The organism is Streptomyces sp. NPDC008313, assembly GCF_042956125.1.
In the GTDB taxonomy this organism is placed as follows: Bacteria; Actinomycetota; Actinomycetes; order Streptomycetales; family Streptomycetaceae; genus Streptomyces.
Window position 1 is genome coordinate 41,168 of record NZ_JBIBFR010000011.1, and the last position, 21,886, is coordinate 63,053.

Annotated in this window: 22 protein-coding genes and 1 pseudogene; 15 read left to right on the forward strand and 8 right to left on the reverse strand. The window is 74.2% G+C overall.

Translation table 11 applies throughout. The features are described 5' to 3' along the window. Positions 1 to 187: 187 nt before the first annotated feature. Positions 188 to 930: pseudogene (locus tag ACFY93_RS16410) on the forward strand (SDR family oxidoreductase). A 73-nt stretch (positions 931 to 1,003) separates the two neighbouring features. Here the strand turns inward: ACFY93_RS16410 and ACFY93_RS16415 are convergent. Continuing rightward, positions 1,004 to 1,183, reverse strand: a complete 180-nt coding sequence (locus tag ACFY93_RS16415; protein WP_391358753.1) for a hypothetical protein — start codon at positions 1,181 to 1,183, stop codon at positions 1,004 to 1,006. Between the two features lie 251 nt (positions 1,184 to 1,434). Here ACFY93_RS16415 and ACFY93_RS16420 point away from each other — a divergent pair, with 251 nt between their 5' ends. Both ACFY93_RS16420 and ACFY93_RS16425 read left to right on the forward strand, forming a co-directional pair. After that, positions 1,435 to 2,697 (forward strand): Gfo/Idh/MocA family oxidoreductase, encoded by a 1,263-nt coding sequence (locus ACFY93_RS16420; protein ID WP_391358756.1) that lies wholly within the window; start codon positions 1,435 to 1,437, stop codon positions 2,695 to 2,697. Further along, positions 2,694 to 3,710, forward strand: a complete 1,017-nt coding sequence (locus ACFY93_RS16425) for a DUF6807 family protein (protein ID WP_391358759.1) — start codon at positions 2,694 to 2,696, stop codon at positions 3,708 to 3,710. Before ACFY93_RS16420 ends, ACFY93_RS16425 begins: the two co-directional genes overlap by 4 nt. A gap of 202 nt (positions 3,711 to 3,912) precedes the next feature. Here ACFY93_RS16425 and ACFY93_RS16430 read toward each other — a convergent pair whose 3' ends face one another. Then, a complete protein-coding gene (locus tag ACFY93_RS16430; RefSeq protein WP_391358762.1) occupies positions 3,913 to 4,719 on the reverse strand; it encodes a VTT domain-containing protein in 807 nt (268 codons plus the stop codon). Between the two features lie 445 nt (positions 4,720 to 5,164). On the opposite strand from ACFY93_RS16430, the gene tuf reads away from it, so the two are divergent. Together tuf and ACFY93_RS16440 are read left to right on the forward strand one after the other, a co-directional pair. Next, a complete protein-coding gene (gene tuf, locus ACFY93_RS16435; protein WP_391358765.1) occupies positions 5,165 to 6,346 on the forward strand; it encodes an elongation factor Tu in 1,182 nt (393 codons plus the stop codon). A gap of 90 nt (positions 6,347 to 6,436) precedes the next feature. Continuing rightward, a complete protein-coding gene (locus ACFY93_RS16440) occupies positions 6,437 to 7,282 on the forward strand; it encodes a fused MFS/spermidine synthase (protein ID WP_391358768.1) in 846 nt (281 codons plus the stop codon). A 151-nt stretch (positions 7,283 to 7,433) separates the two neighbouring features. On the opposite strand, the gene ACFY93_RS16445 is transcribed toward ACFY93_RS16440, so the two are convergent. Continuing rightward, positions 7,434 to 8,441 carry a hypothetical protein gene (locus ACFY93_RS16445; RefSeq protein WP_391358771.1) on the reverse strand — a complete coding sequence of 336 codons (1,008 nt, stop codon included), beginning with the start codon at positions 8,439 to 8,441 and terminating at the stop codon, positions 7,434 to 7,436. A 66-nt stretch (positions 8,442 to 8,507) separates the two neighbouring features. Continuing rightward, positions 8,508 to 9,434 (reverse strand): hypothetical protein, encoded by a 927-nt coding sequence (locus ACFY93_RS16450; protein WP_391358773.1) that lies wholly within the window; start codon positions 9,432 to 9,434, stop codon positions 8,508 to 8,510. Between the two features lie 85 nt (positions 9,435 to 9,519). On the opposite strand from ACFY93_RS16450, the gene ACFY93_RS16455 reads away from it, so the two are divergent. Together ACFY93_RS16455 and ACFY93_RS16460 are read left to right on the forward strand one after the other, a co-directional pair. Beyond that, positions 9,520 to 9,957 carry a DUF4442 domain-containing protein gene (locus ACFY93_RS16455; protein WP_391359342.1) on the forward strand — a complete coding sequence of 146 codons (438 nt, stop codon included), beginning with the start codon at positions 9,520 to 9,522 and terminating at the stop codon, positions 9,955 to 9,957. A gap of 176 nt (positions 9,958 to 10,133) precedes the next feature. Beyond that, the gene (locus tag ACFY93_RS16460; RefSeq protein WP_391358775.1) at positions 10,134 to 10,796 is read left to right on the forward strand and encodes a VTT domain-containing protein; all 663 of its coding nucleotides are present in this window, start codon (positions 10,134 to 10,136) and stop codon (positions 10,794 to 10,796) included. Between the two features lie 69 nt (positions 10,797 to 10,865). On the opposite strand, the gene ACFY93_RS16465 is transcribed toward ACFY93_RS16460, so the two are convergent. Continuing rightward, positions 10,866 to 11,399: a DapH/DapD/GlmU-related protein gene (locus ACFY93_RS16465; protein WP_391359345.1), complete on the reverse strand. Its 534-nt coding sequence runs from the start codon at positions 11,397 to 11,399 to the stop codon at positions 10,866 to 10,868. 139 nt (positions 11,400 to 11,538) lie between these two features. On the opposite strand from ACFY93_RS16465, the gene ACFY93_RS16470 reads away from it, so the two are divergent. Beyond that, entirely contained in the window at positions 11,539 to 12,339 is an 801-nt protein-coding gene (locus ACFY93_RS16470; protein ID WP_391358777.1) for a DapH/DapD/GlmU-related protein, read from the forward strand. A gap of 11 nt (positions 12,340 to 12,350) precedes the next feature. Here ACFY93_RS16470 and ACFY93_RS16475 read toward each other — a convergent pair whose 3' ends face one another. After that, on the reverse strand, positions 12,351 to 13,217 hold the full coding sequence (locus tag ACFY93_RS16475; RefSeq protein ID WP_391358780.1) for an EamA family transporter: 867 nt from the start codon (positions 13,215 to 13,217) through the stop codon (positions 12,351 to 12,353). A 93-nt stretch (positions 13,218 to 13,310) separates the two neighbouring features. On the opposite strand from ACFY93_RS16475, the gene ACFY93_RS16480 reads away from it, so the two are divergent. Both ACFY93_RS16480 and ACFY93_RS16485 read left to right on the forward strand, forming a co-directional pair. After that, positions 13,311 to 13,883, forward strand: coding sequence for a cupin domain-containing protein (locus ACFY93_RS16480; protein ID WP_391358784.1), 573 nt, complete (start codon positions 13,311 to 13,313; stop codon positions 13,881 to 13,883). A gap of 43 nt (positions 13,884 to 13,926) precedes the next feature. Next, a complete protein-coding gene (locus tag ACFY93_RS16485) occupies positions 13,927 to 14,484 on the forward strand; it encodes a YbaK/EbsC family protein (protein ID WP_391358787.1) in 558 nt (185 codons plus the stop codon). Positions 14,485 to 14,505: 21 nt separating this feature from the next. On the opposite strand, the gene ACFY93_RS16490 is transcribed toward ACFY93_RS16485, so the two are convergent. Then, complete coding sequence (locus tag ACFY93_RS16490) at positions 14,506 to 14,913, reverse strand: CoA-binding protein (protein WP_391358789.1); 408 nt, start codon at positions 14,911 to 14,913, stop codon at positions 14,506 to 14,508. 123 nt (positions 14,914 to 15,036) lie between these two features. Between ACFY93_RS16490 and ACFY93_RS16495 the strand changes: the two genes are divergently transcribed. From ACFY93_RS16495 to ACFY93_RS16515, 5 genes are all read left to right on the forward strand, one after another. Continuing rightward, complete coding sequence (locus ACFY93_RS16495) at positions 15,037 to 15,720, forward strand: hypothetical protein (RefSeq protein WP_391358791.1); 684 nt, start codon at positions 15,037 to 15,039, stop codon at positions 15,718 to 15,720. Continuing rightward, positions 15,717 to 16,256 (forward strand): histidine phosphatase family protein, encoded by a 540-nt coding sequence (locus tag ACFY93_RS16500; protein ID WP_391358794.1) that lies wholly within the window; start codon positions 15,717 to 15,719, stop codon positions 16,254 to 16,256. Before ACFY93_RS16495 ends, ACFY93_RS16500 begins: the two co-directional genes overlap by 4 nt. A gap of 25 nt (positions 16,257 to 16,281) precedes the next feature. Further along, a complete protein-coding gene (locus tag ACFY93_RS16505) occupies positions 16,282 to 16,908 on the forward strand; it encodes a YigZ family protein (RefSeq protein WP_391358796.1) in 627 nt (208 codons plus the stop codon). A gap of 189 nt (positions 16,909 to 17,097) precedes the next feature. Beyond that, on the forward strand, positions 17,098 to 18,297 hold the full coding sequence (locus ACFY93_RS16510) for an exonuclease SbcCD subunit D C-terminal domain-containing protein (RefSeq protein WP_391358798.1): 1,200 nt from the start codon (positions 17,098 to 17,100) through the stop codon (positions 18,295 to 18,297). Continuing rightward, positions 18,294 to 21,296, forward strand: coding sequence for an AAA family ATPase (locus tag ACFY93_RS16515; protein WP_391358800.1), 3,003 nt, complete (start codon positions 18,294 to 18,296; stop codon positions 21,294 to 21,296). Before ACFY93_RS16510 ends, ACFY93_RS16515 begins: the two co-directional genes overlap by 4 nt. Here ACFY93_RS16515 and ACFY93_RS16520 read toward each other — a convergent pair. Continuing rightward, positions 21,290 to 21,736 carry a winged helix-turn-helix transcriptional regulator gene (locus ACFY93_RS16520; protein WP_391358803.1) on the reverse strand — a complete coding sequence of 149 codons (447 nt, stop codon included), beginning with the start codon at positions 21,734 to 21,736 and terminating at the stop codon, positions 21,290 to 21,292. The two genes, ACFY93_RS16515 and ACFY93_RS16520, sit on opposite strands and share 7 nt — an antisense overlap. Between the last annotated feature and the right edge of the window lie 150 nt (positions 21,737 to 21,886).

Sequence of the window (21,886 nt, forward strand, 5' to 3'; positions counted from 1 at the left end):
CATCCGGCCTGGTGAGAGGGCCAGTACCCGGCGGGCTGTGATCCAGTCCGGACATGGCCGGGCCGGATCGGTTCGCCTCGTGGCCGTCTGCGATCGTGAGGTGATCAGTCACGACGCGATCCGTTGCGCGGCGGCCTCTACGGCGCGACCGCCACGGCGCGGTCCCCGACGACGCCAGGAGGCACGCATGTCACGTCCGGTCACGGTGGTCACGGGCGGCAGCCGGGGGATCGGTGCCGCCACCAGCCGGCGTCTCGCGGCCGACGGGCACGACGTGGCGATCGGGTACGTCAGCGACGACGAGGCCGCGGAGTCGACGGCCCTCGCGGTGCGCTCGGCCGGGGCGCGCTGCGTCACCGTCCGCATGGACACCTCGCGGTCGAGGCCGACGTGGAACGGCTCTTCGACACCGCGGAGGCGCAACTCGGCCCCGTGACGGGCCTGGTGAACAACGCGGCGGTGACCGGCCCGCTCGGCCGGCTCACGGACACCGACACCACCGTGCTGCGCCGGGTCGTGGACGTCAATCTGCTGGGCACGCTGCTCTGCTCCCGCCGGGCCGCCCGGTCCATGACGGCCACGGGGGGCGGCGTCATCGTCAACGTCTCCTCGGCGGCCGCCACCCTGGGCAGCCCCGGCGAGTACGTGCACTACGCGGCGACCAAGGCGGCGATCGACGCGCTGACCGTGGGACTGGGCAAGGAGCTCGGCCCCGACGGCATCCGCGTCAACGCGGTCGCGCCGGGAGTGATCGACACCGAGATGCACGCCACCATGGGCGACCCGGGACGCGCCGCACGCGCGGCCGCCACCGTCCCGCTGCGCCGCCCCGGCCGGGCGGACGAGATTGCCGCCGCCATCGCCTGGCTGCTGTCCCCGGACGCCTCGTACGCCACGGGGGCCGTACTGCGGGTGTCGGGCGGGCGCTGAGCGCGGCGGGCGGGAGCCGGCGGGGGCACGGGGAGGCCGGCCGCCGGGGAGAAGGGCGCTCACCCCGGCGGTCTCACGCCGCCTCGATGACCTCGTCGCGTATCGCCTCCGCCCATCGCACGACCAGCAGCTCGTACTCCCTGCGCTCCTGCGGGGACAGGGAACCGCCCGCGCGCGTCCACAGCGCGCGGATCTGCTCGTTCAACGCGGCGGCAGACCGCACGGAACCAAGGGGCGTGACATCGCGGGACATGGGCGCAAGCCTAGGGGCAGGGACTGACACTCCGCTACCGGTCGGCTACGCACACCGTATGTGCTTGCTCACGGCGGACCGGCGGGGCGGCCGCGTCACCCGGAAGGCGGCGCGGGAGCGGTGTTGACCGGAACCCGGAGCGGCGCATACGTTGCGGCAGTCGGAGAAAGCGCTTGCTGTCATCGGGTCTCCGAAACGGCGAGTGCCGGTCCGCGTCCGACGTCCCGTTCGATGGAGCGCTGATCACGTCCATGCCCACCTCCCGCACCCCGGCCGGTTCCGTGACGGCTTCCGCGTCCCTCGCCGCTCCCGGTCCCACGCCGTCCCCCGGCCGGGGCCCGGCGCCGCTGGACGGCCGGCGTATCAGGGCCGCCGTCGTCGGTACCGGCGCCATCGCGCGCCTCTGCCAGCTGCCGGCCCTCGCCGAACTCGCCGCGGAGGGCGAGGTCGAGATCGTCGCCGCCGTCGACATCGACTCCGCCGCGGTGGAGGCGTTCTGCGCGAGCGGCGGCATCCCGCACGCCTACACCGACCTGGACCTGATGCTCGCTCAGCGGCGGCCGGACCTCGTCGCCGTCTGCACCCCGCCGACCCTGCACCGCGAGCAGACCGTCGCCGCGCTGCGGGCCGGGGCCTGGGTGTGGTGCGAGAAGCCACCGGTGCCGACGCCGGCCGACTTCGACGCCATCGAGGCGGAGGAGGGGACGCACGGCGGTCCCTACGCCTCCATCGTCTTCCAGCACCGCTTCGGTTCGGGGGCACGGCACGTACGGCGGCTGCTCGCCTCAGGGAGCATGGGCCGTCCGCTCGTCGCCCACTGCCAGACCACCTGGTACCGCGACGCCGCCTACTACGCGGTGCCGTGGCGGGGGCGCTGGCGGACCGAGGGCGGCGGCCCCGCCATGGGACACGGGATCCACCAGATGGATCTGCTGCTCGACCTCCTGGGGCCGTGGAGCGAGGTCCGCGCCATGGCCGGGCGCCTGGTCCACGACGTGGAGACGGAGGACGTCTCGACCGCCCTGGTCCGCTTCGGGAACGGCGCGATGGCCACCGTCGTCAACAGCGTGCTCAGCCCGGACGAGGTGAGCCGCATCCGCATCGACTGCGAACGCGCCACCGTCGAACTGACCCACCTCTACGGACACGGCAACGCCGACTGGCGCATCACCCCCGCTCCGGGCACCGCCGAGGCGGACGTGGCGGCCTGGCGGGACTTCGGCACCGACGTGCCCAGCTCCCACCTCGCCCAGCTGCGGGAGCTGGTCGCCAGCATGCGCGCGGGCGAGCGGCCGCGTGCCAGCGGCGCCGACGGCCGCAACAGCCTGGAACTGATCACCGCCCTCTACAAGTCGGCGTTCACGGACACCACGGTACGGGCGGGGGACATCGGCCCCGGTGATCCCTACTACACCGCGCTGCACGGCGGAGCGCCGGGCTGGGCGCCGGCGGCCGTCTCCGCCGGGGACCGGGGCCCGTGCGGGACCCCGGCCGGGGAGAAGGCGGCCCCGTGAGCGCGACCCCGCCGGACGGCCTGCGCGTCGTCCATGTCCTCGGCGACCGGATCACGGTCACGGAACCGGTCACCGGCGTGGAGCTGTTGAGCTACGTCTACCGTCCGGAGGCGGCCTGGGAGGCCCCGAAACCGTATCTGCACCCGCTCCGGACGCTGGCCGGCGACGTCGTCACGGACTACCGCCCCAACGACCACCGCTGGCACAAGGGACTGCAGATGACGGCCTCGCACCTCTCCGGCCAGAACCTGTGGGGCGGCAACACCTACGTGCACGGGCAGGGGTATCTCGAACTCCCGGAGCGGGTCGGGTCCATGGCGCACGTCGCGTTCGACGAGGTCGCCTCGGGCGGCGGGCGGGCGGTCATCGCCGAGCGGCTCACCTGGCATCCGCACGGCGGCGAGCTGTGGGCCGAGGAGGAGCGCCGCATCGAGGTGCACGACGTCGACCTCGGGTCGCGGTCGTGGGCGCTGACCTGGACCACGGCCGTCACCAACCGCCGGGACACGCCGCTGAGGTTCGGCAGCCCGGGCACGGCGGGGCGGGAGGGCGCCGGGTACACCGGCCTGTTCTGGCGCGGGCCGAGGGGCTTCCGGGGCGGCCGGGTCACCGGGCCCGGCCCGGAGCCGGCCGGCCCGGCGGCGCCTTCCGGCTCGCAGGGAGCGGACCGCGCGGGCGCGGGGGCGGAGACGGGTCCGGCGGACGGCGGGCTGATGGGGCGGCAGGCGCCGTGGCTCGCGTACTCGGGGGAGCACGACGGGGCGGACGGGCACGCGACGGTCGTCTTCGCGCACGCGCCGGAGAACGACCACGCGGGGCGGGCCGGGGGTCATCCGGCGCACTGGTTCGTCCGGGTGGAGCCGTTCGCGGCGGTCGCCCCGTCGTGGGCGTTCCACGAGGAGCTGGAGCTGGGAGTGGGGGACACGCTGACCCGGCGTTACCGGGTCGTCGTGGCCGACGGGGTGTGGGGGCGGGAGGAGGTCGAGGGGTATCTGCGGGGGCGGCCGTGGTGAGGGGCGGGTTCGGTCGTGCGGGTGGCGCGGGCCACCGGCCCAGCCCGCTGTGCCTGCCTCGTCGGTCGCGCAGGAGCGGGCCTGCGGCGGGTGGGGCGCCTGCGGCGGTTTCCGCCCCCTCCGCCCCTTCCCGTCCCGATTCCGGGGCGCCGCCCCGGGCCCGCTCCTCCGGCGCCGGAGGGCCTTCAGCGGGCTCGCCGCGTCAGTGGCCGCGCAGGTGATGGCGCTTGCGCCAGGCCACGACCGTGGCCGCCAGGGCCGGTACCGCGATGAAACCCATCGCGATGAGGAACGCCGGTGACGTCGGCGCCGAGGCGCGGGACCCGGCGACCACGTACGCCGCCGTGTTCGGGATCGAGCCCAGGGCCGTCGCGAGCAGGAACGACAGCCAGCCCATGCGGGAGACGGCCGCACAGTAGTTCGCCGCCCAGAACGGGACGCCCGGGAAGAGTCTGACGGCCATCATCGAGCGGAAGCCGTGCCGGCTGAGCTGACCGTCCGCCGCCTTGAGCCAGCGGGCCCGCAGCAGGGGGCGCAGGGCGTCCTGTCCGAGGATCCGGCCCAGTCCGAAGGCGACCCCTGCCCCGAGCACCGTGCCCGCGAGCGCGGCTCCGATCCCCAGCTGGGAGCCGAAGAGGGCGCCCGCCGCGAGGTTGAGCAGCGGCCGGGGTACGAACGCGACGGTGCACAGTCCGTACGCCACCGCGAACACCAGCGCCGCCGCGGCACCGCCGAGCTGGGGCGGCCAGCCGTCGGACAGCAGCCGCTGCGGCTGGAACAGCAGCACGCACGACGCCGCACCGCCCAGCAGCGCCACGAGCAGCGAGAGCCGTGACCAGGGGGAGAGCAGTGCTCTCGTGCACCGGGCGGCAAAACCCGCGGCTCTCGGCGGGTCGAGGGCGAGGGGCGCCGAGACACCGGGCGCCGCGACGCCGGGCGCCGTGACGGAAGCGGTGGCCGGGGGAGAGGCCGTGGCGGTGCCCCCAGAGCGGGTGGTGGCATCGAGCATCCGGTGACACTAACCGACAAATGTGTGTGATCGCCGTAGGGTCCGTCTCACCTGCGTCACAGCGTCCCGGCATCCGGGCGTCACAGCGTCCCGGCGTCACGGGGGCACGGAGGAGCCGGGGCATCGGCGGGGAGGCGGGTGCGCGGAGCCCGGCCGCCGCGGCGACAACTCCCCCAGTCCCAAAACCATTCGACGTGGCGTCACGCGTCGGCGATGATCTGTCTCATGTTCCGGCACGCCTTCCTCCTCGCAGCATCCGCGGTCGCGGATGCCCCGAAGGCTGCCGTCCCCGTCATCCTCGCCGCCGTCGACGGCGCACGAAGCTGACCCTCCCCGGATCGTCCGGCGGACCCCGCAGGGGGAGGGTCGGCAGGTTCTCGGGGTCCCCGTCCCGCCCGCCGGGACCATCACGCGTTTCCCGCAGAAGAGGCTTCGAGGCAGAGCCATGCCCAAGACGGCTTACGTCCGCACCAAACCGCATCTCAACATCGGCACGATGGGTCACGTCGACCACGGCAAGACGACCCTGACCGCCGCCATCACCAAGGTCCTCGCCGACCGCGGTTCCTCCGCCTTCGTCCCGTTCGACCGGATCGACCGGGCCCCGGAGGAGGCCGCGCGCGGCATCACCATCAACATCGCGCACGTCGAGTACGAGACCGACACCCGGCACTACGCGCACGTCGACATGCCGGGCCACGCCGACTACGTCAAGAACATGGTGACGGGCGCCGCCCAGCTCGACGGGGCGATCCTCGTCGTGTCCGCGCTCGACGGGATCATGCCGCAGACCGCCGAGCACGTGCTGCTGGCCCGGCAGGTGGGCGTCGACCACATCGTCGTCGCCCTCAACAAGGCGGACGCCGTCGACGACGGCGAGGACACGGTGCTGGCCGACCTCGTGGAGCTGGAGGTCCGCGAGCTGCTCACCGCGCACGGCTACGGCGGCGACTCGGTACCCGTCGTCCGGGTGTCGGGGCTCCGGGCGCTCGACGGGGACCCGCGCTGGACCGCGTCGATCGACGCGCTGCTCGACGCCGTGGACACGTACGTGCCGATGCCCGAGCGCTACCTCGACGCGCCGTTCCTGCTGCCCGTCGAGAACGTGCTCATGATCACCGGGCGCGGCACCGTCGTGACCGGCGCCGTCGAGCGGGGCACGGTCCGCGTCGGCGACCGGGTCGAGGTGCTCGGCGCGTCCGTGGAGACCGTCGTCACCGGCCTGGAGACCTTCGGCAAGCCCATGGAGGAGGCCCAGGCCGGCGACAACGTGGCGCTGCTGCTGCGCGGGGTGCCGCGCGACGCGGTGCGACGCGGGCATGTCGTCACCGCGCCCGGTAGCGTCGCGCCCGCGCGCCGCTTCACGGCGCGCGTGTACGTGCTGTCGGCGCGCGAGGGAGGCCGTACGACCCCGGTGGCGACCGGCTACCGGCCGCAGTTCTACATCCGCACCGCGGACGTGGTCGGGGACGTCGACCTCGGTGGGACGGCGCTCGCGCGGCCCGGCGACACCGTCACGATGACGGTGGAGCTGGGCCGCGAGGTGCCGCTGGAGCCCGGCCTGGGCTTCGCCATCCGCGAGGGCGGCAGGACGGTCGGCGCCGGAACGGTGACCTCCGTCGGCTGACCGGCGCGTGTGCCCGTCCCTCCGGGGGACGGGCGGGCACACGCTTCCCCGCGCGCCGTGACGGATTGCCGCTCACGGCACAATGGATCCGTGGACGAGCCGATACCCGTGACGCGGGACGTGGATCACGGGCGTGCCAAGCTGCTGCCCGACGTCGACCGGGACCGGGCATGGCTGCTCACGGTCGACGGGGCGCCCCAGTCGTACGTCGACCTGGACGTGCCCACGCACCTGGAGTTCGAGTACGCGCGCCGGCTCGGGCACGTGCTGGACCTGGTCGCCCGGCCCGCGGCCGCGCTCGACGTACTGCACCTCGGCGGCGGCGCGCTCACCCTGCCCCGGTATCTCGCCGCGACCCGGCCCGGCTCGCGGCAGGACGTGATGGAGGCGGACCGGGGCCTGCTGGCCCTGGTCGAGGAGTGTCTTCCGGTGCCCGGAGACGCGGGGATCACCCTGCACGGAGCGGACGCCCGCGGCTGGCTGGAGGACGCGGAGCCCGGCCGCGCCGACGTGGTGATCGCGGACGTCTTCGGCGGCTCCCGGATCCCCGCCCACCTCACGTCCGTGACGTACGCGCGGCTGGCCGAGAGGGTGCTGCGCCCCGACGGGGTCTACCTCGCCAACCTCGCCGACGCGGCGCCGTTCGCCTTCCTCAGGTCCCAGCTGGCCACGTTCGCCACCGTGTTCGAGGAGTTGGCGCTGATCGCGGAACCGGGGGTGCTGCGCGGGCGCCGGTTCGGCAACGCGGTGCTGCTGGCCTCCCACCGGCCGCTCGACACGGCCGCGCTGGCCCGCCGTACCGCCTCGGACGCCTTCCCCGCGCGCGTGGAACACGGCGCGGCGCTACGGGACTTCATCGGCACCGCCGAGCCCGTGCACGACACAGACGCGGTCCCGTCCCCGGTTCCGCCGAGCGGAGCCTTCGGCATCGGATGAGCGGGGCGGGACCGTGACGGGCACGGTCCCGCCCCCGCGCGGTCCCGTGACGGGCACGCGGCGCGGTCGGGCGGGGCCGTGACCGCGCGGGCCGGGAGCGGCAGGGGTCCGTGGCCCGGCGCCCGTCCGTGCGGGCGCCGGTGGGTCCCGGTCAGCCGGTCGGTTCCCCGTGCAGCCGTACCGTGTCGACGATCTTCATGATCGTCTCCTCCGACACCTCTTCGTCGACGCCCTTCGCCCCGTAGAAGCTCCAGGAGACGAAGTCACCCTTGGAGTTCTTGAAGGCGAACGTCGTGGCCTTGCCGTTGGAGTCGCACTTGTTCTTCTTCTCGACCCCGGTCGTGTAGCTCGTCGCGATGCTGCCCTTGAGGCCGGACTTCGTCGTGTAGTCCTTGGGTTTGCCGATCTTGATCTTCTTCTCCTCGGCCTTCGACTGGCCCGTGTAGCCCGCGAAGGCCCACGTCGCCGAGTCGCTGCGGGCGGCCTGGGCGAGACTCTTGGCGCCGTTCTGGCCCTTGGTGCCGGCCGCCGCAAGCCGGGTGTAGTCCTTGTTGCCGTCCTTGTCGTCGTCGGACGAGCACCACTTGTCCTTGTAGTAGGCGGGTGCCGACATGCCGATGATCGCGGAGCCGTCGTCCTTCTGCTCGTCCTCGAAGCCGATGAACGTGTCGGGCGACTCGACCGTCCAGTCGGACGGGGCGTCCCAGGCCGTACCCCACTTGGGGTTGATGACGACGTTCCAGCCCGGGACGGTCGCCTTCTCCTCCTCGCCGCCGCGCGGGTTGTCGGCCGAGGCGGACGAGGTCGGGTCCTTGGGCGCGGCACTCGACGTCTTGGCGCTCTTGCCGCCGCCGTCGGCCTCGTCGTCCTTGTCCCCTCCGAGTACGAGGAAACCGGTGACGCCGGCGGCCACGACCACGGCCGTCGCCGCGATGACGGCGGTGAGCTTCGTCCTGTTGCCGCCACCGCCGCTCGGGGGGGCGGGAGCCCCGATCGGCTCCGTGGGAGCCCCCCACTGCGGCTGCGACTGGCCGTAAGGGTTCTGCTGCTGATATCCGGGCTGCTGATACGGATTCGGCTGCTGGTACCCCGGCTGCTGGTACGGGTTCTGATCCTGCGGGTTCTGCTCGCCCCCGGGCGGCTGCTGTCCTGGCCACATGGGCAGCAACACTAATGCCGCCTGTGACACGTTCAGGTCACTGCCTCTTGTCAGCCGTGTACCGGATCAGGATCCGGTGGGGTCGTCGTAGAGGCGTACGGTGGCGACGATCTTCCGGACCGTCGCGTCGGACACCTCGTCGGACACGCCTTTCGCGCCGAAGAACGCCCACGACACGATGTCGCCCGAGGGGTCCTCGAAGGCGAACACCGTGGCCTTGCCGTCGCTGTCACACTTTTGCTTTTTCTCCACACCGGACGACGACGCCGTGGCCAGACTGCCCTTGATGCCGGACTTGGTCGTGTACGAGGTCACCGGGCCGGATGTGACCAGCTTCCTGTCGGGCTGGGCGAAGGCGCCGTAGACCCAGGTCGCCGCGTTCTCGCGGGCGGCCTCCTCGGTGTTCCTGGCGCCCTTGACGCGCCGGGTGCCCGCCGCGCCCAGCGGTGAGTACTCCTTGGTGCCGTCCCTGTCGTCGTCCGAGCCGCACCACTTCTCCTGGATGAAGGCGGGCGCCCGGAAGCCGATGAGGGGCTTGTCGTCGGGGTCCGTGACGAAGGTGGCCCAGCTGGTGGACTTCAGGTTCCAGCCGGAGGGCACGTCGAAGGCGATGCCGCGTTCGGGGTTCACCACGCTCTTCCAGCCCGCGACGGTCGGCTTCGGACCGTCGTCGCGTGCCCGGTCGTCGCCGGACGGGCTCGACGTCCGCGTGGGCGAGGCGGTCGGGCCGGGGTCCGCGCCGTCGTCCCCGTCCCCGCCCAGCAGTGCGAAGCCGGTCACGCCCGACGCGATCACGACGGCCGCCGCGGCGGCGATCGCGACGATCCTCGTGCGGCTGCCCCCGCCGCTCGGGGGAGGGGGCGTCGTCGCGCCGGCGGTCACCGTCGGGGCGTCCCAGGGCGCCGGCTGCTGATACGGGTTCGGTTGCCGATACCCCGGCTGCCGGTACGGGTTGGGCTGTCCGCCGTCCGGTGGGTTCTCTCCTGGCCGCATGGACGGCAACGATACGACGATCATCGGCAGGGCCTGTTCACCAGGTGCTACTCACGGGTAACCTCGCGCCATGAGCGCAGAACAGATGTCGATCGGCGAGATGCTCGCCGCCACGGTGCCGATGGCACGCACCCTTCACCTGGAGTTCCTGGAGACCACCCCGGAGAAGGCCGTGGTGTCCCTGCCGGACCAGGGCGACTTCCACAACCATGTCGGCGGACCGCACGCCGGAGCCATGTTCACGCTCGGCGAGTCGGCGAGCGGCGCGATCGTGCTGGCCGCGTTCGGCGAGCAGCTGTCGCGCGCCGTGCCCCTCGCCGTCAGCGCCGAGATCGCCTACCGGAAGCTGGCGATGGGTCCGGTCACGGCCACGGCCACGCTGGGCCGTCCCGCCGCCGGCGTCGTCGCCGAACTCGACGCCGGCGAGCGTCCGGAATTCCCCGTCTCCATCGCCATCCGGCGCGAGGACGGCGCGGTGACCGGCGAGATGACCGTCGTCTGGACCCTCCGTCCCCACGGCTGAGCCGACGCCGTCCGCGCGGGTGAGCGGGTAGGCTTTCGGGGTGCGCTCCGGGGGGAGCGCACGCCGCGCGCACGCCGGGGCCGTTCTCCTGTGCGTGTGCGACGCATGTGACGCGTGTTCCGCGCGTGCACGGCCCCGGCACAGCTCACGCACAGGGACAACGGGAGGAACCGGCGTTGCACGTCCAGGAGTGGCTCGAGACGGTGCCGGCGGTCAGCATCTACGCCCTGGTGGCCCTGGTCATCATGCTGGAGAGCCTCGGCATCCCGCTGCCCGGGGAGATCATCCTCGTGTCCGCCGCGCTGCTCTCCTCGCAGCACACGGGCATCAACCCGGTCGTCCTCGGCGTCTGCGCCAGTCTGGGAGCCATCGTCGGCGACTCCATCGGCTATGCCATCGGCCGCAAGGGCGGACGTCCGCTGCTGGCCTGGCTGGGCGCGAAGTTCCCCCGGCACTTCGGTCAGAGCCATGTCGCGACGGCCGAGCGCTCCTTCCAGAAGTGGGGCATGTGGGCCGTCTTCTTCGGCCGCTTCGTCGCCCTGCTGCGCATCTTCGCGGGCCCGCTCGCGGGCGTGCTGCGGATGCCGTACTGGAAGTTCCTGATCGCCAACGTGCTCGGCGGGATCATCTGGGCGGGCGGCACCACCGCCGTCATCTACTACGTGGGCGTGGTCGCCGAGGACTGGCTCAAGCGCTTCTCGTGGCTCGGCCTGGTCGTCGCGGTGCTCATCGGCCTGTCCTCGATGCTGGTCCTCAAGCGCAAGGCGAGGAAGACGGCGGCCGAGGCGGCCGCCGCGTTGGAGCCGGCCGAGCCGAAGCCGGTCGCGGCCGCCGAGTAGGGGTGTCCGGCACATGCCCGCGGCGTCGCGCCCATGTGTCGGACATTCTCCGGCCCGCCGGACGCCGGGTCAGCTCTCCTCGTGCGCCGCGCGGTGGGCCCTGGCCAGCTCCGCGTACATCGTGCCGTTCAACGAGATGCCCTCGCGCTCCTCGTCGGTCAGCGGGCGCTTGACCTTGGCGGGCACGCCCGCGACGAGCGAGCCCGGCGGCACCCGCATCCCCTGCGGGACCAGCGCCTGCGCCGCCACCAGTGAACCGGCCCCGATCACCGCGCCGTTCAGCACGGTGGCGCCCATCCCGATCAGGCAGTCGTCCTCGACGGTGGCGCCGTGCACCACCGCGGTGTGTCCGACCGAGACCCGCTCGCCGACCGTCACCGGGAAGCCGGGATCGACGTGCAGCGTGCAGTTGTCCTGGATGTTGCTGTCCGTGCCGATGACGATCGGCCCGCAGTCGGCGCGCAGCACCGCTCCGTACCAGACACTCGCGCCCGCGTGCAGCGTCACCTCGCCGAGCACCACGGACGTCGGGGCCGCGAACGCGTCCGGGTCCACCTCCGGGGCCTTGCCGCCCACGCCCGTGATCAGCGCCTCGTGCGTCATCGCCGTCTCCTCGTCCCTCGTCACCGGCCGTCGCTACGGGCACGGTAGGCGATGACCGCCGGCCCTTCGTGGCCGGGTGGGGCGAAGATCACAGGAGGCGGGCGCCGTCGGCGCACGTCACGCTGAGTACCGTGAGCGGGTGCCCAGGAGCAGCAACACGTTCACATCATGGCGACGACGTCTCGCGCAGCGCGCCGTGCACGCGGGATGGGCGTGGGTGCAGCGCACGGGCGCGGTCTGCGCCGACCGGCCGGGGCGGCTGCGCTTCGGCGCGATCGGCGCGGGCACCCGGCTCGCCTTCCCGCTCGGCACGGTCTTCGGCGAGCCGTGGATCCACCTCGGTTCCCACTGCATCGTCGCCGAACAGGTGACGCTGACGGCCGGTCTGATGCCGGACCTCGACCTCGGCCCCGACCCGATCCTGCGCGTCGGCGACGGCGTCGTGCTCGGCCGCGGCAGCCACGTCATCGCCGACACCACGGTCACCATCGGCAGCGACTGCTACTTCGGGCCGTACGTGTACGTCACGTCCACGAACCACTCGTACGACGATCCGCACCAGCCCATCGGCAAGCAGTGGCCGCGGATGGAGCCGGTCGAGATCGGGCCGGGCTGCTGGATCGGGACCGGTGCGGTGATCCTGCCGGGGGCGCGGATCGGGCGGAACGTCGTCGTCGCGGCCGGCGCGGTCGTCCGGGGCACCGTGCCGGACCACGCCGTCGTGGCGGGCGCCCCCGCGCGCGTCGTACGCCGGTGGGACCCGCGGGAGGGCTGGCAGCCGCCGATGCGCACCCCGGCGCCGGTCCCCGTCCCCGAGGGTGTCACGCCGGACCAGTTGCTGGCCCTGGCCGGACTCGACGACGAGAGCGTCGCGGGCCTGGCGGGGCTGGACACCCTCGACGGGGACGGTGCCCGCGACGACGTGCGCGCGGAGTCCTGAGCGGGGCGGGCTCAGCCCGTCGCCAGCAGCACCGTGCCGACCAGGGCGAGGCCCGCGCCCGCGGCCTGCACGCCGCGCAGGCGTTCGCTGAGGAAGCCGCGCGCCGCGAGGACGGTCACGACCGGGTAGAGGGAGGCGAGCACGGCCGCCATCGTGACCGGGCCCGTCTGGGCGGCGACGGAGTACGTGCCGTTGGCCGCGACGTCGGCGAGGCCGACGAAGGCGAGCGCGGGCAGGGCCCGGCGCACGACCGCCATGCCGCCGTCCTCGGGCAGTGCCCTCGCCCCGCGCCGTACGGAGAGGCCGAGCGCGGCGGCGCCCGCGGCGACGTTCGTCACGCGCTGCACGAAGAGTGCCAGGAACAGCCCCGTGAGGTTCGTCGACGCCTCCGCGATCAGGGACATCACCGCGCCGAAACCGAACGCGGCGACCAGCGTGAGCAGGATCGCCTGCCGCTGCACCGGCGCCCCCTTCAGCTGCGGACCGCCCGCGAGCACCACGCCGGCGACGGCGACCGCGATGCCCGCGAACTGCGGCAGGCCCGGGCGCTCGCCCAGCACCAGGCCCACACCGACGGGGACGGCGACGCCCAGTGAGCCGAGCGGCGAGACGACGCCCATGGGACCGAGCGCGAGGGCCTTGTAGAAGGCGAGCATCGCCACCGGGCCGACCAGGCCCGCGGCGACGGCGAACCACAGCTGGGGTCCGGCCTCGCTCCAGCCGCCCGTGGCGAGCACGATCGCGCCGAGGACGGCGGCGGCCACCGTCTGCGAGGCGACCACCACGGTGAGGGCCGGGACGCGGCGGGTCAGCAGCCCGCCGCCGAAGTCCGCCAGCCCCCACAGGAGGCTGGTGGCCAGGGCGAGGAGTGCTGTCATGGGAGGCCTCGCAGTACAGTGCGGTGAACGATCGGGTGCACCACACCGTAGTTCATTGCACTGAACTCTGTCATCCAGAATATTGGACGGAATGTGTCGGACCTCGACCTGCTGACCCAGTCCCTGGCGCGCAACGTCAAACGCTGGCGCACCGAGCGCGGTTTCACCCTGGAAGCGCTCGCCGCCCGTGCGGCCGTCAGCCGCGGCATGCTCATCCAGATCGAGCAGGCCAGGACCAACCCCAGCCTCGGGACGGTCGTCAAGATCGGCGACGCGCTCGGCGTCAGCATCACGACCCTGCTCGACTACGAGCAGGGCCCGAAGGTCCGCATCGTCCCGGCCGAGCAGGCCGTACGGCTGTGGCACACCGACGGGGGCAGCTACAACCGGCTCCTCGCGGGCACCGAGGCCCCGGGCCCCCTGGAGATGTGGGACTGGCGGCTCATGCCCGGAGAGGGCAGCCCCTCCGATCCGCACCCCGGCGGCACCGTCGAACTCATCCACGTCACGACCGGCGAACTGACCCTCACCGTCGACGGCGTGGAGCACCGCGTCCCGGCCGGCGCCAGCGCCTCCTTCGAGGCCAACACCCCGCACACGTACGGCAACGACGGCGACGTGCCCGTCGAGCTGATCATGACGGTCTCCGTCCCGCCGGTGCACTGAGACGCCCGGCCGGCACCGGCCACCCGGCTGTTAGCGTGCCGCCATGCGCGCACCCATCGGAGACTTCGACCACGCCACGCCCGCTCCCGACTGCCTCGGCGAACTGACCGCCCCCGTCGCCGACGCCGTGCGCCGCTGGGGCGGCGGCGTGCCCGCCGACCAGATCCTCTATGTCGACACGGACCCCGGCCGGGCCGACACCGCGGCCTTCGTCGAGCACTACGGCAAGGAACTCCTCGACACGTCCGCCAACTGCGTCGTCGTCGCGGGCAAGCGCGGCGGCGAGGCCACGCTCGCCGCGTGCGTCCTCCTCTCCGGCACCCGCCTCGACGTCAACGGTGTGGTGCGCCGCCACCTCGGCGCGCGCAAGGCCTCGTTCGCCCCGATGGACACGGCGACCGGCGAGACCGGCATGGAGTACGGCGGCATCACGCCCGTCGGACTGCCCGGCGACTGGCCGGTGCTGGTGGACCAGGCCGTCGTCGACCTGCCGTACGTCCTGGTCGGCAGCGGCCGCCGCCGGGGCAAACTCCTCGTACCGGGCAAGGCGTTCGCCGAACTGCCGAACGCGGTGGTGCTGGAGGGCCTGGGCGTGGCCTGACGGCCGCCCCGCCGGTGCCGCTCAGCCCAGCCGCGGGATCTCGATGGCCGGGCAGCGGTCCATCACCATGTCGAGCCCGGCCGCCCTGGTCCGCTCGTACGCCGGCTCGTCGACGACCCCCAGCTGGAACCAGACCGCCGCGGCTCCGACGCGGACGGCCTCGTCGGCCACGGGGCCCGCGAGGCCGCTGTTGACGAAGACGTCCACGACATCGACGGCGAAGGGGATGTCGGACAGCGACGCGTACCCCTTCTCCCCGTGCACCGTCTCCGCCTTCGGGTGCACGGGGACGATCCGCTTGCCGAAGCTCCGCAGGACCCCCGCGACACCGTAGGCGGCACGCCGCTCGTTGGACGACAGGCCCACGACCGCCCAGGTGTCGCCCAGTTCCGTGAGAATCCTGCGGATCGTCCGGGGGGCGCCGTACATGGGCACTCTCCTTCGTGCGCGGGCCCGTGACGGGCCGACTCGTCCTCACGCGGCAACAGCCCGGGACGCCCGGGGATTCCCGACCTCCCCGCACCCCGGCCCGCGCGCGCCTACGCTCGCATCGTGCTGCGAATCACGGATGCCCGAACCGGCGAGTCCACGGACGTCGCTCCTGCCCGCCGGAGCCTGACCCGCGTCAAGGCGCACGTCTCCGGGGCCGGCCCGTCGGCCCTGCGGGTGCTCCTGGTCGCCGACGTGCTCGCCCGTGCCCTGGAGATGGGCGGAACGCCCGTCGTCACGGTCGGCGACCCGCCCCCGCGGCTGCGTGCCGACGCCGACGTGCTCGGCATCCGCCCGGCCGAGTCCGACACCCTCGGCCCGGGCCCCGCCGTCCACGTCCTCACCCCCGGGGACACCGCGCCGGACGGCCCGTGCCTGGAGGTCGCGCCGGTGCGGGGCACCGCCGCCGCCTCCGGCGCCCTGCGGATGGCCCTGCTCTCGGTGCCCCGCACGCTGCCCGTGGACCTGGACGGCACCGGCCTCGAAGCGGCCGGGGATACCCTCGCCCGCTGGCGCGCCGCGGTCGCCCGCTGGGCCACCCGGCCCTCCAGGCCCGTGCCCGCCACCGTGCGCCAGGAGCTGCGGTCCGCGTGGGAGGACGACCTCGACGTGCCCGCCGTGCTCGACGTCCTGCGCCGCGTGGAGAGTGCCCAGGACCTGCCGGACGGCGCCCGCTTCGAGACGTACGCCTACGCCGACCGGCTCCTCGGCCTCGAACTCACCCGTGACATCGGGGCGCCCGCGTGATCGCCCGCGCCGGCGCGGGCCCCCGGCGCCGCCTCGTCGTCCTGCGGCACGCCAAGTCGGCCCGGCCCGAGGGCGTCGCCGACCACGCGAGACCGCTCGCACCGCGCGGGTGCCGCGACGCCCCGGCCGCGGGGCGCGCGCTCGCCGAGAACGACTGCCTGCCCGATCTCGCCCTGTGCTCCACCGCGGTACGCGCCCGCCGGACCTGGGAACTCGCGGCGGACCAGTGGGGCACCCCGCCGCCCGTGCGGTACGACCCGCGCCTGTACGCCGTCGGCGTCCCCGCCCTGCTGGGCGCGGTGCGCGAAACACCGCCGCACGTCGGGACCCTGCTCCTGGTCGGCCACAACCCGGGGCTGGAGAACCTGGTCCTGGAGCTGGCCGGGGACGGCGTGGGACACACGCTGGACGACGTCCGCGCCAAGTTCCCGACCTCCGCGATCGCCGTCCTGTCCTGGCACGGGCACTCCTGGGAGGCGCTCGCCCCCGGCGGCACGCTGCTCACCGCGGTGATCGTGCCCAGGGGCCGGAAGTAGCCTGCGGGGCGCATACCCTGGCGGGATGCAGGACGAGTACCGCACAGTGGCCCGCGCGGGCGTGCACGAGACCGAGGTCAACCGCTCCCGCTTCCTGTGCGCGCTCGCCCCGGCGGCCACCGAGCGGGAGGCGCAGGACTTCGTCGCCCGGATCCGCAAGGAGCACGCCGACGCCTCGCACAACTGCTTCGCGTACGTCATCGGCGCCGACGCCGCCGTGCAGAAGGCGAGCGACGACGGCGAACCCGGCGGCACCGCGGGCGTCCCCATGCTGCAGATGCTGCTGCGCCGGGACATGCGGTACGTCGTCGCCGTCGTCACCCGCTACTACGGCGGAGTCAAGCTGGGCGCGGGCGGGCTGATCCGCGCGTACGGCGGGGCGGTCGGGGAGGCGCTGGACGCGCTGGACGTCCTCACCCGCAGACGTTTCCGCCTCGCCACCGTCACCGTCGACCACCAGCGCGCGGGCAAGGTGCACAACGATCTGCGGTCCACCGGCCGCGAGGTGCGCGACGTCCGCTACGGGGAGCGGGTCACGATCGAGATCGGGCTCCCGGACGCCGACGTGGACAGCTTCACGGCATGGCTCGCCGACGCGACGGCCGGCACGGCGCGCCTCGAACTCGGGGCAGAGGCGTACGGGGACGCGTGAGCGCCCCCGCGTGAGCCGTGTGCGGGACTCAGTGCTCCACGCGCGCATGGAGCACGAGCGGCCTGTGACGTCGGCCACGCGCGCGTGGCGGGCGGACCGCTCTCTTTCCGGGCGGGCGGAGCCCGTTGGGTGAGGGGGCACGGGAACAGCCGCCCGTGATGTCCGACCCGCCCGATAGTCTCAGGGATCATGAGGCTTCTGCACACGTCCGACTGGCACCTCGGCCGGGCGTTCCACCGGGTGAACATGCTCGGCGCCCAGGCCGACTTCATAGACCACCTGGTCACCACCGTGCGTGAGCGCGGCGTGGACGCGGTGGTCGTGTCGGGCGACGTGTACGACCGTGCGGTGCCGCCCCTGGCCGCGGTGGAGCTCTTCGACGACGCCCTGCACCGGCTGGCCGCCCTCGGCGTGCCCACGGTGATGATCTCCGGGAACCACGACTCGGCACGGCGCCTCGGCGTCGGCGCCGGGCTGATCGGACGGGCGGGAGTCCATCTGCGGACCGAGCCCTCCGCCTGCGGCACCCCCGTCGTCCTGGCCGACGCCCACGGCGACGTCGCGCTCTACGGGCTGCCGTACCTGGAACCGGCCCTGGTGATGGACGAGTTCGGCGTCGAGCGGGCCGGGCACGAGGCCGTCCTCGCCGCCGCCATGGACCGGGTCCGCGCGGACCTGGCCGCCCGCCCGGCCGGCACCCGCTCCGTCGTCCTCGCCCACGCCTTCGTCACCGGTGGCGAGGCCAGCGACAGCGAGCGGGACATCACCGTCGGAGGCGTCGCGGCCGTCCCCGCGGGAGTCTTCGACGGCGTCGACTACGTGGCGCTCGGGCATCTGCACGGCAGCCAGACGATCACCGAGCGCGTGCGCTACTCCGGGTCGCCGCTGCCGTACTCCTTCTCGGAGTCCGCGCACCGCAAGAGCATGTGGCTCGTCGACCTCGGAGCACACGGAGCACACGGAGCACACGGAGCGGACGGAGCACACGGAGCGTTCTGCGCGGAGCGCGTCGACTGCCCCGTGCCCCGGGCCCTCGCCCGCGTCCGCGGACGCCTCGACGACCTGCTCGCCGACCCCGCCCTCGAACGGCACGAGGACGCCTGGGTCGAGGCCACCCTCACCGACCCCGTCCGCCCCGCCGAACCCATGGCGAGGCTCACCGGGCGCTTCCCCCACACGCTCAGCCTCGTCTTCGACCCGGAGCGGCCCCCCGACGACCCGGACGTCTCCTACGCCCGCCGCCTGGAGGGCCGCGCCGACCGGGAGATCGCCGACGACTTCGTGGCCCACGTCCGCGGCGCCGGACCCGACGCGGAGGAACGGGCCCTGCTCCAGGACGCCTTCGACGCCGTCCGCGCCGACGCGACGGTCAGGGAGGTCGCCCCGTGAGACTGCACACCCTGGACATCACCGCCTTCGGCCCCTTCGGAGGCGCCCAGCGGATCGATTTCGACGACCTCTCGGCAGCCGGCCTCTTCCTCCTGCACGGGCCGACCGGCGCCGGAAAGACCTCCGTCCTGGACGCCGTCTGCTACGCCCTGTACGGCGCGGTGCCCGGCGCACGCCCGAGCGGCACCCAGGGCCTGACCCTGCGCAGCGACCACGCGGCACCCACGACCCGCACCGAGGTGCGCCTCGACCTCACCGTGGCCGGACGCCGGCTGGAGATCACCCGGCAGCCTCCCTGGGAGCGCCCCAAGAAGCGCGGCACGGGCACCACCACCGAGAAGGCCCAGAGCGCGCTGCGCGAGTACCACGCGCCCACCGCGGCCTGGAAGGACCTCAGCCGCTCCCACCAGGAGATCGGCGAGGAGATCACCCAGCTCATCGGCATGAGCCGCGAGCAGTTCTGCCAGGTGGTCCTGCTGCCCCAAGGCGACTTCGCACGCTTCCTGCGGGCCGACGCCGAGGCCCGGGGCAAGCTCCTGGGCCGCCTCTTCGACACCCGCCGCTTCGCCGAGGTAGAGAAGCGCCTCGCCGAGCGGCGCCGGGCGGCCGAGGCCGAGGTCCGTGCGGGCGACACCGAACTGCTCGCCGACGCGCACCGCATGCACCAGGCGGCGGGCGACTCCATGGAGCTCCCCGGCCTCGGCGCCGGCGACCCCGGACTCGCCGAGGCGGTCCTGGTGTCCGCGGCCCTCGCCCGCGCCACCGCCCGTGAACGGCTCACGATCGCCCACTGCGCCCGTACGGCGGCGGAGTCGGCGCGGGCCACCGCCGACCGCGCCCTCGACGACGTACGGGAAGCCGCGCGGCTGCAGCGCCGGTTCGCCGAGGCGCGGGAACGGGCCGCCCGCCTGGAGGAGCAGTCCGCCGCACGGCGCGAGGCGACCCGCCGGATGGAGCGCGGCCGCAAGGCCGAGACGGTGGCACCCGCGCTCGGCCTGCGCGAGACGGCCGAGGCCGAGCACCGGCGGGCGAGCGCCCGGGAGGCACGCGCTCTCGCCGCGCTGCCGCAGACCTCCGCGGGCTCGGGCGCCGCCGCGCTCGCGGCCGCCGCGCGCCGTACGTCCGAGGAACTGGGCGGCCTGGAGTCGGCGCGCCGCGCGGAGCAGCGGCTGGACGAACTGGCCGGGGAGCGCGACGCCCTGGACCGCCAGGAGCGCTCCGACGACGACGCCCTCCAGGACGCCGAGGGCTGGATCGCCGACTGGACGGCCGTCCGCGCCGGCCTCCAGGCCCACGTCGACCGGGCGCAGGAGGCCGCGACGCGCGCCGAGCACCTCGCCGGCCTGCGCGAACCAGCCCGGGCCCGGCTCGCCGCCGCCCATCTGCGCGACCGGCTCGCCGGGGAGACGGACGCGGCCCGGGCGCGCGCGCTGGCCTCTCGCGAGCGCGCCGCCGCCGCCAAGGCCCACTGGCTCGACCTGAAGGAACAGCGCCTCCAGGGCATCGCCGCCGAACTCGCCGCCCGGCTGGCCGACGGCGAACCCTGCGCGGTCTGCGGCGCCACCGAACACCCCGCACCCGCGCGGCGGATCGCCGGCCACGTCGACCGGGAGACCGAGGAGCGCGCCCTCGCCGCCCACCAGGAGGCCGACGAGGCGCGGGCCGAGGACGAGCGCGGGCTCGCCGCCGTACGGGAGTCCCTGGCCGCCGCCACCGCCGAGTCCGGCGACGCCCCCACCGCCGGACTCGCCCGGGAGACCGAGGACCTGGAGCGGCAGCACACCGAGGCCCGCGCCACCGCGTCGGGACTCCACGCCGCACGGGAGACGCTGGCCCAGGCCGAACGCGAGCACGAGCGGCGCGTCGCCGCCCGGCAGGCCGCGGCCGTACGGGCCGCGTCGCGGGTCGCCCGACGGGACGCCCTGGACCGGGAGAGGACGGCACTGCGTACGGAGGTCGCGCAGGCCCGGGGCGCCGTCGGCAGCGTCGCCGCACGCACCGCGGAACTGGAGGGGCTCATCGCGCTGCTCACGGAGGCCGCCGACGCCGTGCGCGCCGCCGAGGACACCGCGCGGCGCCTCAAGGACGCCGACGCGCGCCTGGCCGACGCGGCCTTCCGCGCCGGGTTCGACACGCCCCCGGAGGCGGCCGCGGCCCTCCTCGACGCCGCCGCCCACCGCGACCTGCAACGGCGCCTCGACTCCTGGCAGTCGGAGGAGGGGGCGGTCCGCGCGGTCCTCGCCGAGCCCGACACGGCCGCCGCCGCCCGGAAGCCCGCCGCCGACGTGCCCGCCGCCGAACAGGCCGCCGAGTCGTCCGCCCGGCGGCTGCAGCGGGCCGCCTCCGCCCTGGACGCGGCCCGGCGCCGCTGCGCCGACCTCGACCGGCTGTCGGCGCACGCCACCCGGCGGGCCCGCCTGCTGGCACCGCTGCGCGAGGAGTACGGCCGGGTGGCCCGGCTGGCCTCGCTCACCGCGGGCACCTCGGCCGAGAACGAGCGCCGCATGCGCCTGGAGTCCTATGTCCTCGCCGCCCGGCTGGAGCAGGTCGCCGCCGCCGCGACCGCCCGGCTGCAGCGGATGTCGTCCGGCCGCTACACCCTCGTCCACTCCGACGACCGCGCGGGCCGCGGCCGCAGCGGGCTCGGCCTGCACGTCGTCGACGCCTGGACCGGACGCGAGCGCGACACCTCGACCCTGTCCGGGGGCGAGACCTTCTTCGCCTCCCTGGCGCTCGCCCTCGGCCTCGCCGACGTCGTCACCGACGAGTCCGGCGGAGTGCGGCTCGACACGCTCTTCATCGACGAGGGGTTCGGAAGCCTCGACGACCAGACCCTGGACGAGGTCCTCGACGTGCTCGACTCGCTGCGGGAACGGGACCGCAGCGTGGGCATCGTCAGCCACGTCGCCGACCTGCGACGGCGGGTGCACGCCCAGTTGGAGGTCGTGAAGGGGAGGACGGGATCGGTCGTGCGGCAGCGGGGCGCGCCTGCTCAGTGACCGAGCGGGCGCCTGGGCAGCGGTGACGAGTAGACGACACTCGTCGTCACCGAGCCGAGCGCGCCGATCCTGCCCGACACCTCCTCCAGGTGGCTCATCGAGCGGGCCGCGACCTTGATCACGAAGCAGTCGTCGCCCGTGACGTGGTGGGCCTCCAGGATCTCGGGCGTGGTGGCGACGAGGTCGTGGAACGGCTTGTAGTTGCCCGTCGGGTATCTCAGCCGGACGAACGCGAGGATCGGCAGTCCGAGGCGCTCCGGGTCGACGACGGCCGCGTACCCCCGTATGACCCCCGCCTCCTCCAGCCGGCGGACCCGTTCGGTCACCGCGCTCGGCGACATGGCGACGGCACGGGCCAGCTCCGCGAAACTGGCCCGCCCCTCGCGCTGCAGGACGTCGAGGATGCGCCAGTCGGTGGCGTCCGGGGAATGAGCGGTCATGCGCCAGAGAGTGCAGGAGAATCCCCGGCCGATCAAGGGCTGTGCCGTGGATCGCACCTTCAGGAAGACGATCACCGGCCGTAGATTTCCGTCCATGGAAGTCCCGCCGGGCGGGCGCGGGGAACGCGCCGGGCCGGCCGGGACCGGGAG